Source organism: Acinetobacter sp. YH12023, from assembly GCF_013420135.1.
Lineage (GTDB): Bacteria > Pseudomonadota > Gammaproteobacteria > Pseudomonadales > Moraxellaceae > Acinetobacter > Acinetobacter amyesii.
Window position 1 is genome coordinate 1 of the sequence record NZ_VOYU01000011.1, and the last position, 14,235, is coordinate 14,235.

Annotated in this window: 16 protein-coding genes; 7 read left to right on the forward strand and 9 right to left on the reverse strand. The window is 40.6% G+C overall.

The genetic code is table 11. The features are described 5' to 3' along the window. Window positions 1-395: 395 nt before the first annotated feature. The 5 genes from FTT92_RS12260 to FTT92_RS12280 all read right to left on the reverse strand — a co-directional run bounded on the left by FTT92_RS12260 (window position 396) and on the right by FTT92_RS12280 (window position 3,004). A complete protein-coding gene (locus FTT92_RS12260) occupies window positions 396-533 on the reverse strand; it encodes a hypothetical protein (protein WP_180172244.1) in 138 nt (45 codons plus the stop codon). Window positions 534-551: 18 nt separating this feature from the next. Then, entirely contained in the window at window positions 552-1,079 is a 528-nt protein-coding gene (locus FTT92_RS12265) for a hypothetical protein (RefSeq protein ID WP_180172245.1), read from the reverse strand. 54 nt (window positions 1,080-1,133) lie between these two features. Continuing rightward, the gene (locus FTT92_RS12270) at window positions 1,134-1,658 is read right to left on the reverse strand and encodes a hypothetical protein (RefSeq protein ID WP_180172246.1); all 525 of its coding nucleotides are present in this window, start codon (window positions 1,656-1,658) and stop codon (window positions 1,134-1,136) included. A gap of 101 nt (window positions 1,659-1,759) precedes the next feature. Next, complete coding sequence (locus FTT92_RS12275) at window positions 1,760-2,296, reverse strand: ATP-binding cassette domain-containing protein (RefSeq protein ID WP_180172247.1); 537 nt, start codon at window positions 2,294-2,296, stop codon at window positions 1,760-1,762. A gap of 111 nt (window positions 2,297-2,407) precedes the next feature. After that, window positions 2,408-3,004, reverse strand: a complete 597-nt coding sequence (locus FTT92_RS12280; RefSeq protein WP_180172248.1) for a TetR/AcrR family transcriptional regulator — start codon at window positions 3,002-3,004, stop codon at window positions 2,408-2,410. 95 nt (window positions 3,005-3,099) lie between these two features. On the opposite strand from FTT92_RS12280, the gene FTT92_RS12285 reads away from it, so the two are divergent. Beyond that, entirely contained in the window at window positions 3,100-4,305 is a 1,206-nt protein-coding gene (locus FTT92_RS12285) for an oxygenase MpaB family protein (protein ID WP_180172249.1), read from the forward strand. Window positions 4,306-4,351: 46 nt separating this feature from the next. Here FTT92_RS12285 and FTT92_RS12290 read toward each other — a convergent pair whose 3' ends face one another. The 3 genes from FTT92_RS12290 to def all read right to left on the reverse strand — a co-directional run bounded on the left by FTT92_RS12290 (window position 4,352) and on the right by def (window position 7,553). Continuing rightward, on the reverse strand, window positions 4,352-6,367 hold the full coding sequence (locus FTT92_RS12290; protein WP_373684119.1) for a TonB-dependent copper receptor: 2,016 nt from the start codon (window positions 6,365-6,367) through the stop codon (window positions 4,352-4,354). Window positions 6,368-6,512: 145 nt separating this feature from the next. Beyond that, window positions 6,513-6,932 (reverse strand): DUF2946 family protein, encoded by a 420-nt coding sequence (locus tag FTT92_RS12295; protein ID WP_180010841.1) that lies wholly within the window; start codon window positions 6,930-6,932, stop codon window positions 6,513-6,515. 90 nt (window positions 6,933-7,022) lie between these two features. Next, a complete protein-coding gene (def, locus tag FTT92_RS12300; protein ID WP_078191459.1) occupies window positions 7,023-7,553 on the reverse strand; it encodes a peptide deformylase in 531 nt (176 codons plus the stop codon). A gap of 119 nt (window positions 7,554-7,672) precedes the next feature. Between def and FTT92_RS12305 the strand changes: the two genes are divergently transcribed. The 3 genes from FTT92_RS12305 to FTT92_RS12315 all read left to right on the forward strand — a co-directional run bounded on the left by FTT92_RS12305 (window position 7,673) and on the right by FTT92_RS12315 (window position 10,720). Then, entirely contained in the window at window positions 7,673-8,827 is a 1,155-nt protein-coding gene (locus FTT92_RS12305; RefSeq protein ID WP_180172251.1) for a LysM peptidoglycan-binding domain-containing protein, read from the forward strand. A 110-nt stretch (window positions 8,828-8,937) separates the two neighbouring features. After that, window positions 8,938-10,119, forward strand: a complete 1,182-nt coding sequence (gene dprA / locus FTT92_RS12310; protein WP_180172252.1) for a DNA-processing protein DprA — start codon at window positions 8,938-8,940, stop codon at window positions 10,117-10,119. Between the two features lie 31 nt (window positions 10,120-10,150). Beyond that, window positions 10,151-10,720: an L-threonylcarbamoyladenylate synthase gene (locus tag FTT92_RS12315; RefSeq protein WP_111885874.1), complete on the forward strand. Its 570-nt coding sequence runs from the start codon at window positions 10,151-10,153 to the stop codon at window positions 10,718-10,720. 438 nt (window positions 10,721-11,158) lie between these two features. Here the strand turns inward: FTT92_RS12315 and FTT92_RS12320 are convergent, their stop codons facing one another. Continuing rightward, on the reverse strand, window positions 11,159-12,040 hold the full coding sequence (locus tag FTT92_RS12320; protein ID WP_180079238.1) for a DMT family transporter: 882 nt from the start codon (window positions 12,038-12,040) through the stop codon (window positions 11,159-11,161). 122 nt (window positions 12,041-12,162) lie between these two features. On the opposite strand from FTT92_RS12320, the gene FTT92_RS12325 reads away from it, so the two are divergent. The 3 genes from FTT92_RS12325 (at window position 12,163) to FTT92_RS12335 (ending at window position 14,187) form a co-directional block, all read left to right on the forward strand. After that, on the forward strand, window positions 12,163-12,921 hold the full coding sequence (locus tag FTT92_RS12325; RefSeq protein WP_180172253.1) for a helix-turn-helix transcriptional regulator: 759 nt from the start codon (window positions 12,163-12,165) through the stop codon (window positions 12,919-12,921). Window positions 12,922-13,065: 144 nt separating this feature from the next. Further along, entirely contained in the window at window positions 13,066-13,611 is a 546-nt protein-coding gene (locus tag FTT92_RS12330) for a glutathione peroxidase (RefSeq protein ID WP_111885877.1), read from the forward strand. 213 nt (window positions 13,612-13,824) lie between these two features. After that, on the forward strand, window positions 13,825-14,187 hold the full coding sequence (locus FTT92_RS12335) for an RcnB family protein (RefSeq protein WP_373684118.1): 363 nt from the start codon (window positions 13,825-13,827) through the stop codon (window positions 14,185-14,187). The last annotated feature ends 48 nt before the right edge of the window (window positions 14,188-14,235 follow it).

Consider the following 14,235-nt stretch of genomic DNA (forward strand, 5'->3'; position numbering starts at 1 on the left):
GCTCAAATAAACTTCGAGTAATTTCTACCATCAATCAATGAAAATAATTTCGATCAATCAATCAGTAAAAATCCACACAAGTTGTTCTTCATAATCTCTTAATGATCTTCTTGTTGGTTCGTCACCATCAAGCTAGGTCGGCTATATTACTCTTTATTTCTAAAGAGTCAACCAGTAATTTAAATTATTTTTAAACTTAAAAAATAAAACCCAACTTAATCAATTCAACCAAGTCATTGTTTTATCAGAAGTTTTAATCTTCATCACCGCCGATGGATGTGCATTCTACAGCATTTCTGTTCCAACGCAACACCCTTTTCCATTTATTTTTAGTTTTTCATTACGTTTGTTTATTTATTCTACTAAATTAGTATTTTTTACTTAAAAAAGTGTTTTTAGCGTACAGAAAGCATGCAATATGCCACAGGCACCCATAAGATAAACATTAAAATTGGCATAACACCGTGCACTTCTTCAGGTTTTCTATACAACCACTGAATAAATGGAATGCCGATACCAAATAATGTCGCCATCAATAGCACATCTACAAATCAACCTGTCAGCAGTAGCCACAGCAATACTGGTACACTCATCAACAAGCCAATTATCAATAAAACACAGTATTCGTATTTCCTGAGCTGCCAAAGTGTGAACCCCTGAATGATCCAGAATCGCTCTGCAGATTCAAAATTTGATTTTAAGTCCATTTTTATCACACCTAGATTGAATAAACTCAGTGCAATATAGATGGCACACATCAATTGGAATAATTGTGAAGCGGTAAAATCAAGGCTCATGATGTTCCAAGTATCTGCCTGTGTGGCAAACCAATACAAAATCACGACCGCTGTAACGGACATACCGATACTAACAATACGATGGGTTAGAAATCTTTTATGAAATGCCTGACGAATAATGAGTTTATTTTGATTGAGCCAGAGTGGGCTATATTTCTGTATCAGAAATACGCTAGGTACTTGCAGCTTAATTGGTTTTGATTTCCTACCGAGCAGCCAAAATTTTATTGCCGCTATACAGATGAAAGTAGATAACAACACCGCAACGAGTTGAGCGTCCAATATCGCTAGGCTCAAAATGGGCAAATATGTCAAAAGACAGACTAAAACCCAATATTAATTCTGTTGTAAAAACAGCATTTGTAAAATTAATAAATTAAAGATCCAAAGTAGCATCAATACACTGATGCCAATGGAAGCTAAGAATTCATACTCAACCCAAACATATAGAAGCGCTAAAATAAATGGCAGTATCAGCAAAAAGCTTAAACTGCCTAAAAATTTAATTTCCACTGCAAAGCGACTTTTAAGCGTGATGGGCAATAGCGCTAGATAGCCATACCCTTCTCCACCACTCAAAGCTTTACGCTGTATCGCACACCAAAATACATTTAAGGCAAGAAAGCCTGTCCAAATAAACACATTCGTGATTAATGATTTGCAATAAACCAAATCAATAATGGGCTGCACTAAAGATAAGAGCAGTCCGAATAGCATTGGTCCGAGAATTAATGTGATTAAAATAAGTAAATGCTTTTGTCGTGCAACTGCGTCTGCTGTGGTCTTGACATAAAATGCCCATCGATATTTCAAAAGCGTTTTTATGATTGTTCGCTGCCCAACATGTCTTTGTTTATTCATGCCGCCTGCTCATTGGACTTTAGCCGATCTAGCTCGATGATTTTTGCTGCAAGACTGTCTCTAAATACTGGATCATGGCAAGACAATAGAATCAATTTCGATTAGCTCTGCTGTAAAAGTATACTTGTTAATTCAGCCAAGGCATTTTGATCTAAGCCATTGCTCGGTTCATCCAAAATCAGTAAAGGTGCCGAAGTCATTAAGGCTGCAACCAATAAAAACTTTTTGGTTGTGCCAAAAGACATGTCAGCAAATGGCGTGGCTAAATAGTGTTCTAATTTAAATTTTTCAATGAAGATTTGATACTGCTCATGCGCTATCCCTCGAATATCACACATTAAATTCAGAAACTCCTGCCCTTGTAAAAAATCATAAATAGGGCTTTTATCTGGCACATAGGCCACAAGTTTCTTGTATTCATTGTTGTGAAGAGCATATTGCTGATCATTAATCAAAATATTGCCTGTATCGTAATCCAACATCCCAGCAATCATCGCAAGTAAGGTGGACTTCCCTACTCCATTCTCAGCAACAACAGCGACAATTCCGAATTCGCTTAACCCTAAATTTAAATTTGAAAATATACTTTTTCCCGCAAAAGATTTGGACAGTTGCTGCAAGCTCAAAGAAACCATCATGATGTTCCTGAATTTATTATCTTAAGTTATTGATTTATTATTAATCTATCTTCACATATCTTGGATCAGAATTTAATAGATTATTTAAGAGACAAATTTATTTTTTCAGTGTTATTCACTATCTAGATAAGCCAAAATCATCTTCGACAATTCCACTTTAAGCTGTTGTTCTGTAATTAAAAAACTATTATTGCTCACATAGCGCATCATGGTAAATAAAGTACTGTTAATGATCACAAAAGAGCGATGTTTCAGCGTCTCAAAGTTCCAATGTGAATAGTAGCGATTAAATAAATACATCCCGACTTCAAAAAAATGCTTTTCCAAAACCTGAGAGGCATCTGAATGACTGTATTGATGCCAATGTTTCAAGATTTCAATGAAGAAGCCGCGATCAGCTTTCAACATATCAAAGCCAAACTGAATACAAAGTGGGATCACCTCATAAATACTGTGCAGCTCTTGCTCCACGACTATATTTTTTAGTGCTAACCCCAATTGTTCTGATTTTCTGAGCAGTAACTCTTCTACGATTTGTTCTTTATTTTCAAAATATTGATAAATTGACCCAACGCTCACGCCAGATTTTTCCGCAATTTTTGGCGTCGTCAGCTCCAGTAAACCTTGTTCTGCAATACACAACTGCGCAGCTTGCAAAATGTTTTCCACGATCATTTTCGCGCGTTGTTGTTGTGGTCTTTTTCTCATTCTATTGCTCTCCAATGCGATAGTGTTATGCGAATTGAATGCGAATAAATATTCATATTAGTGTGGTATGAAACAATAACATTGAAGATCAAAACATGACCACTCACTTCAATACCCGGCTGTCTTCATTTCAGGCCACGCAGCAATCTAATCTGCTGAGTTTTCTGCTGTCTCATTTGACGGGTCAAGCTGCACAGCCGAATTACCCTCAATATCTTGCCCTCAATAAAGCCCTGCAATGTGGTGATCCACAGATGGAAAAAGTGCTCACGTGGATGATGCAGAACCCTAAGCAGCATCGTGAATATTTTGAAATCGCTTTATTTAAAGGCGTCGAGCAGCTTCCCTTTCCTATTCCTGAACTCGAGCATTTTTTTAAGCATGTTGAACAAACACCGCCTTGGTTAGAGCCAGAAAAAATACAGCAAGCCCTTGAATTCACCCATCGACTCGGGATTAACAATGGCGTTATTTTGCGAGACCTTTCACTCATGGTCGGTTATCTCTTCCCCGGTTTCAATCAGCCACTCATGCTGACCGGTGCTTTAAATAAACAAGCCGGTACACGTCTGGCTGAAACCACTAAATGGTGGGTAGATATCACTGAAGAACGCGGACTCGAACGTTTGCATGCAGGATTTACATCGACAATTTATGTACGTTTTATTCACGCTTTGGTACGGCATCAACTCCAAAAAGGCAAAGACTGGGATTTTGCAACGTGGGGGGTACCGATTAATCAATTTGACTTGGCGATGACCAATCTTGCCTTTAGCAGTGTGGTACTTTTGGGCATTCGCGCTTTAGGAATTTTTCCGTCAAAACAAGAAGTTGAAAGCTTTTTGCATTTTTGGCGCTATGTCGGCTGGTTGATGGGTATTGATGAAAAATGGTTAATTGAAAAAGAATCTGACGGTTGGAAACTGCTGTATTGGATGCAATTTGTACATCCTCAATCCGATGCAAGCAGCATGGCTCTCGGCGCCAGTCTCTCTAAAGAACCTTTTGAAAGACAATACAAATACCTTCGACCATTTCAGCAAAAACTGGCTTATCGACAACATCTGGAGCTGACACAATTTTTTATTGGCAAAAAACGCATGCATAAATTAGGGCTCAAACCACAGTCCGCCGCATGGTTTGCCTATTATTTATTGGCTAGAAATCTTGTCATGTATTCAGGCGCTAAGCATGTCCCAAGTTTAAATCAAAAATTACAGCAAAAAGGCCGTGCGATTCAAAAACTCGGTTTAGCACTGTATCAAAGTAAAGCCAAACAACTGACGAGTATGCACCAATAAAAAAGCAGAGCGATCGCTCTGCTTTTTGGATGACAAATGTCAGAACTTAGAATTTCATCGAAATACGTGCCCAATAATTGCGACCAATATTATTAAACTGTTGATCGGTCGCTAAACCTGTCCCTGCATCACCCAGTTTATTTAGATGTTCGGTATAGGTTTTATTCAGGAGATTATCTACACCCACAGATACATCTACACCCTCATCAATATGATAAGTACCATTTAAAGACAGTGTGCCAAAACCTGCACTTTCTTTCAGGTCATAACCCACGATATTGCCTTGGTACGCACTGATACGATTTTGCCCATCAACCACACGCCAAAACGCTCCCAAAGTATAATTATCTTGGATATAACGTAAGTTGATACGTGCTTCTAAAGGTGAGATTTGCGGTAATGGCTTGCCATCTGTGGTGTTTTTACCCCACGCATACATTGCGCCAACATCGGCTTGAATATGATCGCTAAATTGATAGCCAATCCCCGCTTCAGCTCCCGCAATGGTGGCATCGACATTTTTCGCACCCGCGCTAAAGGTTGAACCATGATCATGCTCACCTGTATTTGGATGATCGTGATAACTCATCAAAATAAAGTCCTGAATCAGCCCCGCATAGGCAGATGCCCATGAACTGAATGCTCCATGTTCATGTTGATAGCCCACATCTAACTGCAAGGTTTTTTCAGGCTCGACGCCATTAAAGGTGTTTGTTGTGCCTGCATTACCGTGTTTAGGACTAAATAACTCCCAATAATCAGGCATGCGTTCCACATAGCCTAGACCGATATAGGTTTTACCATTGTCATGTTCAGGGTGTTTATTTTCAAAACGAATAAAAGCACTTGGCAATGTTTCATTCAGCTCCGTGTTATAGCCACTCGCTTTCGAAGCGGCACGCTCATCTTTCACTTGCACTTGATCGAGACGAAGTCCGGAAACCAACTTATTGTTGTCACTCAATTGATAACTGACTTCTCCAAAACCGCCATAGGACTGAAACTTCATATCGGTTTCACGTGCTTTGTCTTTATAGCTATTGCGCATCCCTTTGCGATTGCTATGTTCATTGTTCTGTGTGTCAATGCCTGTAACAAAGCCAATCTTATCCCATTCATGTGTCACAGCCATACGTGCATTTAATGTTCTGCGAGCAACATTCGATGCCATTGGCATATTCATCATGCCACTTGGTTGAAACTCACGTAAGCTGAAGTTATCCATGACATGGTCATTAAAGCTATAGTTGACCTGTGCTTCGATTTTTTTAATCACCTCTGTGACATTCTTTTTCTCGACACGAAGGCCTAAGCTTTCACGGGCAAATTGCGAACCATCCATTGAACGGCCTGCGTATACCGCCTCACCATCGGCTTTACCTCCAGTAAGTTCTACCCATGTATCTTCGTTTGGCGTCCAACCGAGTGCCAAATCTGTATTCCAACGCTCCCAGTCTGACGGCACAGTATTACCATCTCCATCTTGGTAGCTGTCTGCAACAGAACGGCTAGCATTTAAACGGACATATTTATGTTCATCCCCCACGGCCGCTTCGACATTATGATCTAAACGACCATAAGAGCCGATCATCACACTGACTTGACCACGGTAGTTTTTATCAGCATCGAATTGTTCAGGTTTGCGTTCAAACAAGACTGTTGCAGCAGAACCTGTATTGGCATATTGAACCGTTTGAGGTCCTTTAATTACTGAAATTCGGTCATAACTTTCAGGGGAAATATAAGAAGTTGGTGCATCCATTCGACTTGGACACGCCCCTAGATTTTCTGTGCCATCAGTCAAAATTTTAATGCGTGAACCAAACATGCCACGGAAGGTTGGATCTGCATTGGTTCCCCCATTTTTAATGGCACTAAACCCCACAATACTTTTTAAATAATCGGCCCCATCACTGGCAGGTATCGGTTGAATCGGCTGTTTGGGGTTGGCACGAACAATCAGGCCATTGGCATCATTCCCCTGATGTGATGTCACCACAATCGGTGCCAAAGTCTGTACAGCATTGGTTTCCGTCATCTCTACGGACATCTCGTCAGCCATCACAGAAGTTGAATAGCAGGCAACACAAATTGCAGCCGCAAGAGGCTGTAGAAAAAATTTAGGCTGAGCCATGTTTATCTCACAAAATACATAAATAAAGGCGTACCTGAGTCCTCAACGACCCAAGTTAAAAAAAACGTCGGATTTATGCAGCGAGTGGTGGGGCTCGACCTTGCGGAAGTAAAAAGAGTTGTTGAAGAACAAACCAGACATGCTTGAAAGCTTTTTGAAAAGCAATTAAACGAACTTGAATTCGATCAAGCACTTCTTTTACATCAAGTTCAGGAGGCAAAACCAAATTGCCATAGACCGTACAATACTGACATTGATGACTGGCATCATGTTCATGGGCAGTATGATCGACTTGAACTTGCTCAGCGTGAGCGGAAGATGAATGGTGTGAATGTGCTGTATGTTCAGTATGAACATTGGGAAGTAAAAGTGCACGCGTAATGGTTTCGCAGACCGGAGCAACTTGATATTGCTTGGGCAACAATGGCTGTAAAAAAACAGCAATCTGCAAAAAAACGGCTGCAAAGGACAGCAGCACTCCACTACGAAACAATACAGGCAAACCCTAACATTTGTCTGGTGCAAGTATAACAAAGCCCAATCGAAATTGGGCTTGTCTCAGGTATTTTTTAACCGCGATCAATTAACGCTTAACTGCGACTTTATCTTTTTGACGCTGGCGAACCAATTTTTCCACTTTGTCACGTGCACGTTGACGTTTCAAAGGCGATAGATAGTCGACGAATAACTTACCATTTAAGTGATCCATTTCATGTTGGATACAAACTGCGAGAAGTCCGTCCGCTTCCACTTCAAATGATTGACCTTCAAGGTTAATTGCCTGAATTTTTACACGTGACGGGCGCTCAACTTTATCGTATATTTGAGGCACTGATAAACAGCCTTCTTCATAGGGCTGCGTCTCTTGCGTCAATGGCGTAATTTTGGGGTTAATAAACACCATGGGTTGATCTTTTTCTTCAGATAAATCCATGACTATCAGCTGAATATGGTGATCTACCTGTGTTGCTGCCAGGCCAATTCCCGGTGCTTCATACATAGTTTCAAACATGTCGGCTGCTAACTGACGAATTTCATCAGTAACTTCTTCGACTGGTTTTGCAATGGTACGAAGACGGGGATCGGGGAAACTTAAAATAGGTAATAAGGCCATACGACATCCTCACTTATGCCATTGATCAAAAAACAAAATGAAGGAATGCTTCATCAAAAAATTGTGTGTAATATCGTTATTATAACGCAGTTACATACATAATTTTAGGAATTATGATAATGAAAAAGGTTTTGAAGGGCATGCCAACTTTTAGTGCCTTGGGGTTTAAAAAACAATTATTGGCACTTACAGTCTGTGTAAGTGTGGGGATGGGAATGGTCAGTGTTGCAGAAGCTGCCCCTGCTCGTAACATCAATCCACCATCATTGAAGGCAGGTGCGCCTCAAGTTTATGTGGTGAAAAAAGGCGATACGTTATGGGATATTTCCAAGCGTTTCTTAAAAAATCCTGTGCGCTGGCCTGAAATCTGGGCGAGCAATAAACACGTGAAAAATCCGCACTGGATTTTCCCAGGTGACCGCCTATTAATGTGTACCTACAATGGCCGCCCAATCATCGGTAAAGATGAGGGTGATGGCTGTGAAGGTATCATTCGTCGCTATACAGGTGGCACTAAACTTCAACCACAAGTTCGTGTTGAATCCCTCAACAGTGCGATTCCGGTTATTCCATTGGAATATATTAAGCAATGGCTTGAGCGCAGCATGATTGTTGCAGCTGATTCTGTGGAAGGCACACCTTACATTTTAGGTACAGCTGATCAACGTGTATTGGCAGCCAAAGGCCAAACAGTTTATGCACGCGGCCAAGGTATGCAAGTCGGTCAACGTTATGCTGTTTACCGTGAAGGCGAACCGTACATCTTCACCGATGTAAACGGCAAAAAATACAATGCAGGTTTAGAACTGACTCAAGTCGCTTCAGGTGTTGCCGTTCGTGGTGAAAATGACATTACCACTTTAGAACTGACCGATACTTATAATGCCGAAGTTCGTCGTGGCGATCGTGTTCTTCCTGAATATGACCCAATGCTGCCAACGCTCTTCTATCCAACCAATGCTGAAAATGTCACTGCTGGCGGTAGTATTGTTCGTGTCATGGGCTCGATTGGTACTGCAGCGGTTCACAGTGTTGTGACGATCGACCGTGGTAGCTTGCAAGGCGTTCAATCTGGTCAAGTCTTTAGCGTGAACCAAAAAGGTGAAATCGTGACTGATCCGAAAACCAAAGAACGTGTTCAACTTCCAGGACAACGTATTGGCAACATCATGGTATTCAAAACGTTTGATAACTTAAGCTATGCTTATGTACTTGAGAGCGAATTACCAATCAAAGTGGGTGCAACGATTCAGCCACCACTAATGGATGACTAAGACCAAATCCATAAAAATGAGGCTGTATTCAGCCTCATTTTTTATTATCCAACAACGATATCACTAATAATTTTAACCCATAAAAAGAAGACATATTCAAAGGTCTCATTATGCTCAACTCATTGACTGACTTGCATTTAGATTACATTCGTCTGTGGTTTGTGGTGCAACACTCACTTCGTAGTTTCTATAAAATTCAGCAGCACTATCCTGCCCTACACCACGCCCTTAAGCCTGATCAAATCACCACATGGCAAAAATTAGGACTGCATAAAAATCATTTAAAGCGCTTTGAGGAATTTCACAGCCCAAGTGGACAGCTTAGCTTTGAAAAATGTTTCAAGGATATTGAACAATACAGTGACTTTGTACTGATTCCTGAAGACCTAAACTATCCACAACAGCTGTTACCTTATAGCGACAAGCCGCCCATTCTATTTGGGCAAGGTAATGCCCAAGCCTTGATGCAACCCCAGATTGCAATCGTTGGTAGCCGCAAACCCAGCCCACAAGGTCGACAAATTGCCTATGATTTTGCTTATTATCTGAGTGAGCAAGGGTTCTATATCAATAGCGGTTTAGCACAAGGAATTGATGAAGCGGCACATCGCGCTGCCATACAACACCACAGAACCATTGCCGTGATGGGCACAGGTTTAGATCAAACTTATCCGACCGCACATCAGCGTTTAAGACAAGAGATCATCCAACATGGAGGAACCGTAATCAGTGAGTTTCTACCGCACACTCCCCCATTGCAACACCATTTTCCACATCGAAATCGTATCGTCAGTGGGCTTAGTCTTGGTGTCATCGTGGCGGAAGCGGCATTAAAAAGTGGTTCACTGATCACGGCTCAACGCGCTGCCGAACAAGGCAAATCTATTTTTGCCATTCCAGGGCATATTTATAGTGAGTCACATCAAGGTTGCCATCAACTCATACGCGAAGGTGCAATTTTGATTGATCATCCACAACAGGTCATTGAAGACTTGGCATTGGCTACACAATGGCAATCGCAGGCTGCCGAAACCTTAACAAACACCGAAATAGCGACACCCAAAACAGCAACACCGGACACCCCTCCACCCGAACCCATACCAGAACATTTAATTGCGCTGTATCGGCAACTCGATTGGGTCGGCCAAAGCCTTGATCAATTGTCCATTCAACTCAAAATCGATACCGCGACATTAACCAGTCAACTGATGGAATTAGAGTTAATGGGCTATGCCACACAACAAGCCGGACACTACCTACGTTGTCGAATGGGTAAATTAGGTTCACAATAGTCCTTTGTCGAATCAGATAAGGTCTATAGAAATGATTACCACCTCTGTTGCAGAAGCAGCTTCCTGTCTTAAAAAAGGTCAGGTTCTCGCATATCCTACAGAGGCTGTTTGGGGATTGGGCTGTGATCCCTACAATGAGCAAGCCTTTCTCGAAATTTTGCGCTTAAAACAACGTCCCATTGAAAAAGGCGTGATTTTATTGGCTGCCAATGTCGCTCAAGTTGAACACCTGCTCCAAGGCTTAACAGAAGATATGCGTCAGCAAGTCATTGCGACATGGACCAACCGTAAACCCAATGAGCGTGCAACCACATGGTTATTACCAGCTGGTGACCATATTCCAACATGGATTAAAGGCAATCATCCCAAAGTCGCAGTCCGTGTGACGACCCACTCTTTATGTGTGGCTTTATGCCAAGCTTTTAATGGCTTTATTGTGTCTACCAGTGCCAATCCTGCAGGATTAACCCCTGCACGTTCCTTACAAGAAGCCAATCAGTATTTTGCCAATGAACTAAATTACTTAAATGGTGATCTCGGCCTAAGCCAAGAACCAAGCAAAATTATTGATGCTGAAACAGGTGAAATCATCCGCGCATAAGCTCGGATGCCTGTCTATACCTGCCTTTTAGAAAATACAAAAAAAAAAAAAGCTCAGCCATATAGGGATGGCTGAGCATAAAAAAGGATGTGTATAAAATCACATCCAGAGGGTCTTGCAATCTCTGGGTAAATATCAAGTAATTATTAAGAATTACTTCCTCATTTACGATGAAAGTATTATGTAATATTTTTTTAAATTTAACAAATATATTTTTTATATAAATAAAACTACTGATAAGCACTTTATTTGTGATTTTATAACCACTTAGTCAAAATATGTATCTATTTTTGATTGATTTTTAAGACGAGAATTTGTTTTTTTAATTCAGTTTTACACTCAAAAATCCATTTTCAAAAGATTTGCTCTATAAAAAATAAGTTTGTTTGCTTATTTTTTAATCAATAATTCTCATAAATTTTCAACTTTTTACTAGATTTACTTACGCTGCGCCAAGATCACCCCAGTAATCGCCATCACTGTGCCGACGGTATGATAAATCATCCACTGCTCAGCCAACCAGAAATAGGCAATAATCGCGGTAAATACCGGCATCAAATTCATAAAAATACTGGTGCGATTCGGGCCGAGATGTTGTACAGCCAACATCCATACCAATGGTGCAATCAGTGATGGAAAAATTGCCGCATAAAATACACTTGGCGCATTGGCAGGATTAATCGCGTCTATGCCTAAATACAATACGAATGGCAAGTGATATAAAACGGCAAAGAAAATTTGTACATATAAGCTCAACAATAGCGGAAGTTTCAGTTGCCATTTTTTTAAAAACACCCCATAAAAGGCATAGAAAAACACTGCGAAGATCATCAGGATATCGCCGAAATGTCCGCCCATATTCAGTAATTGACTGAAATCGCCTTGCGCAATGACAAACAATAGCCCCGTAAATGAAATCGCACAGCCTAAGATGGCATAGCGGTTGGGTACATCTTTAAGTATGAAAAATGCAACGGCAATCGTAAAAACAGGGATAAAGGCATTGATGATGCCCATATTGGTCGCCGTCGTATAATGCGCAGCGGTATAGCCCAAGCCTTGATATAACACCATGCCAAAAGCACTCAGCACAGCCAATTGCTGCCAATGCTGCCCTATAAGCTGTCTTTGCTGCCAAACGGTTTTGAGCATAAAGGGGGTCAGGATCAAAAATGCAATAAACCATCGATAAAAACTGATACTGACTGGTGAAATATAATCCGTCACATAGCGGGTGACGGTAATATTTAACGACCATATAAATACCGCGATCAGAGGCAAACAAATTGCAAATTTCGCCCAACGCGCTTGAAGCAACATGTCTGACTCCTCAATATATCGTGCAAAGATTGGTCTAGGTATTTTGAGTGATGTCTGTTTTAATTGAAATACATGATTTCAGACATTTATATTGTAGTTCAGACATCGACTCTTAGGCTTATATGACGTCACCACCGATTGAACAACAAATCGAGCTTTTTGAAGCGCACTACACCACATTAGATACGGTCTACCCGCACAGTTGTCTTTGGGGTGATTTTAATTTTTGTCTCGATGGTATTTTCGAATATGAGATACAAGGGCAACACCATCTCTCACCTGCTAGTTATGGGGTGTGGATTCCTCCACATACAGAACATTGCTCAGTCGCGATTGATGAGCAACCCATTCATTATGTGGCAATCCGACTAGCACCTGATCTCTGCATAAATTTCCCCAAGCAGACGGAAGTATTTAGCATCCAGCCTTTCTTTCGTTTGTTGGTGCAAGAAATTTTGGCCTTTCCTACAGAGCAACATACCACACCACCCTATCGACACCTACTACAGGTCTTATTCGACCAGTTAAAAACTGCACCCAAACATCAACATTATTTACCGCAAAGCCATGATGCGGTGTTAAAGCCGATCTTGGCGCAGCTTGCAGATGTAGATCATTTTAGTTTGAGCCTACAGCGATGCTTATCCAATGTCGGTTTGAGTGAGCGTCAGTTATTGCGGCTGAGTCAGAACGAACTGCAAATGAGCCTTTCTGAATGGCGAAACCGTGCAAAAATTATTTATGCCATTCAACAACTCCGCGCTGGTCAGTCTATTAAAGCTCTCAGCTATGAATTAGGGTATCAACACAGCTCAAGCTTTATTGAATTTTTTAAACGCTATACAGGAAAAACCCCAAACCAACACCGCGCCACTAATTAAACGTCAAGCACTCAAGCAAGCATCAGCTCGAATTCTGCAAACTACTACAAAAATTATGCGAAAAGCCTATCGATAAAAGCTTGCTGTTCACCAGATTTCCCTTTAAAACAAGAATGAAAGGCACAACTTCAATTAGGAACGAATATGTCAGCTTCAGTTTACGATATCCCAGTAAAAACGATCCAAGGTGATGACACCACACTCAATCAATACCAAGGCAAGGTTTTATTATTGGTCAATGTAGCCTCTAAATGTGGTCTAACACCGCAATATGAAGGCCTAGAAAAACTCTATACAGAGAAGAAATCACAAGGTTTTGAAGTCTTGGGTTTTCCTGCCAATAACTTTTTAGAACAAGAACCTGGTTCTGAAGCTGAAATTCAAGAATTTTGCTCAATCAACTACAAGGTTGATTTCCCACTTTTTGCAAAAATTTCTGTGGCAGGCGCGGATAAACACCCACTTTATCAAACCTTAACCCAAGCCATCCCTGAACGCATTGGTGAAGGCCCATGGTGGGATGATTTAGTCGAATACGGATTAACACCAAATCCAAAGCCTGAAGTGCTCTGGAACTTTGAAAAATTCCTCGTGAATAAACAAGGCGAAGTTGTGGCACGATTTGCACCTGACATCAAGGCAGATGATGCTCGTATTGTCGATGCCATTAACGCTGAATTAGCCAAATAATTCGACAATATCTCAATCTCTCAGTTAAGATTATTGTGATTTTAACTGAGATTAATCATTTTAAATTATCACAATAATATTTAATAATTATCACATATTGATAATTTACACATTTTACCCATTGTTTTAATATTTCATATATACATTGTTCAAAGCTTCCCTGTAAATACTCATTATGATGAGTCTTATCAATTCACATCCAGCAGTAAACAGGTGAACTTAAAATACATTAATGAAAGCTATCGTTTTATCTATTTTTTGACAGCACGTGTATCTGCGCAAACAATAGATGCACGGCAAAATACTCAAAAGGCGAAAACCCAACAGCACACTAAACAATACACACGGGGTAAAAACCAAAGCCAGAACAAGAAAAAAGCGGTAAATCCATCACATACCTGGCGTTCTGGACGAAAAGTATCTTCTGAATACCGTGGTCATCGCTACAAAGGTGACCTCAACAAATATAAAAAATTGTCTAAATCAGGCAAAAACCAACAATGGATTAAAGTGAATAGTGACTACATTTTAATGAATGCCGTCAGCCACGCCATGATCAAAATCATTGCGGGTTAGACCCATCAAAACATCAAAAGAGGGCAAATGCCCTCTTTTTTGTTCGAG

Coding starts and splice junctions, on each gene's coding strand:
- FTT92_RS12260 (WP_180172244.1), bottom strand. CDS start 533: ATGGCGACATTATTTGGTATCGGCATTCCATTTATTCAGTGGTTGTAT.
- FTT92_RS12270 (WP_180172246.1), bottom strand. CDS start 1,658: ATGAATAAACAAAGACATGTTGGGCAGCGAACAATCATAAAAACGCTT.
- FTT92_RS12275 (WP_180172247.1), bottom strand. CDS start 2,296: ATGATGGTTTCTTTGAGCTTGCAGCAACTGTCCAAATCTTTTGCGGGA.
- FTT92_RS12280 (WP_180172248.1), bottom strand. CDS start 3,004: ATGAGAAAAAGACCACAACAACAACGCGCGAAAATGATCGTGGAAAAC.
- FTT92_RS12285 (WP_180172249.1), top strand. CDS start 3,100: ATGACCACTCACTTCAATACCCGGCTGTCTTCATTTCAGGCCACGCAG.
- FTT92_RS12290 (WP_373684119.1), bottom strand. CDS start 6,367: ATGGCTGACGAGATGTCCGTAGAGATGACGGAAACCAATGCTGTACAG.
- def (WP_078191459.1), bottom strand. CDS start 7,553: ATGGCCTTATTACCTATTTTAAGTTTCCCCGATCCCCGTCTTCGTACC.
- FTT92_RS12305 (WP_180172251.1), top strand. CDS start 7,673: ATGAAAAAGGTTTTGAAGGGCATGCCAACTTTTAGTGCCTTGGGGTTT.
- dprA (WP_180172252.1), top strand. CDS start 8,938: ATGCTCAACTCATTGACTGACTTGCATTTAGATTACATTCGTCTGTGG.
- FTT92_RS12315 (WP_111885874.1), top strand. CDS start 10,151: ATGATTACCACCTCTGTTGCAGAAGCAGCTTCCTGTCTTAAAAAAGGT.
- FTT92_RS12320 (WP_180079238.1), bottom strand. CDS start 12,040: ATGTTGCTTCAAGCGCGTTGGGCGAAATTTGCAATTTGTTTGCCTCTG.
- FTT92_RS12325 (WP_180172253.1), top strand. CDS start 12,163: ATGACGTCACCACCGATTGAACAACAAATCGAGCTTTTTGAAGCGCAC.
- FTT92_RS12330 (WP_111885877.1), top strand. CDS start 13,066: ATGTCAGCTTCAGTTTACGATATCCCAGTAAAAACGATCCAAGGTGAT.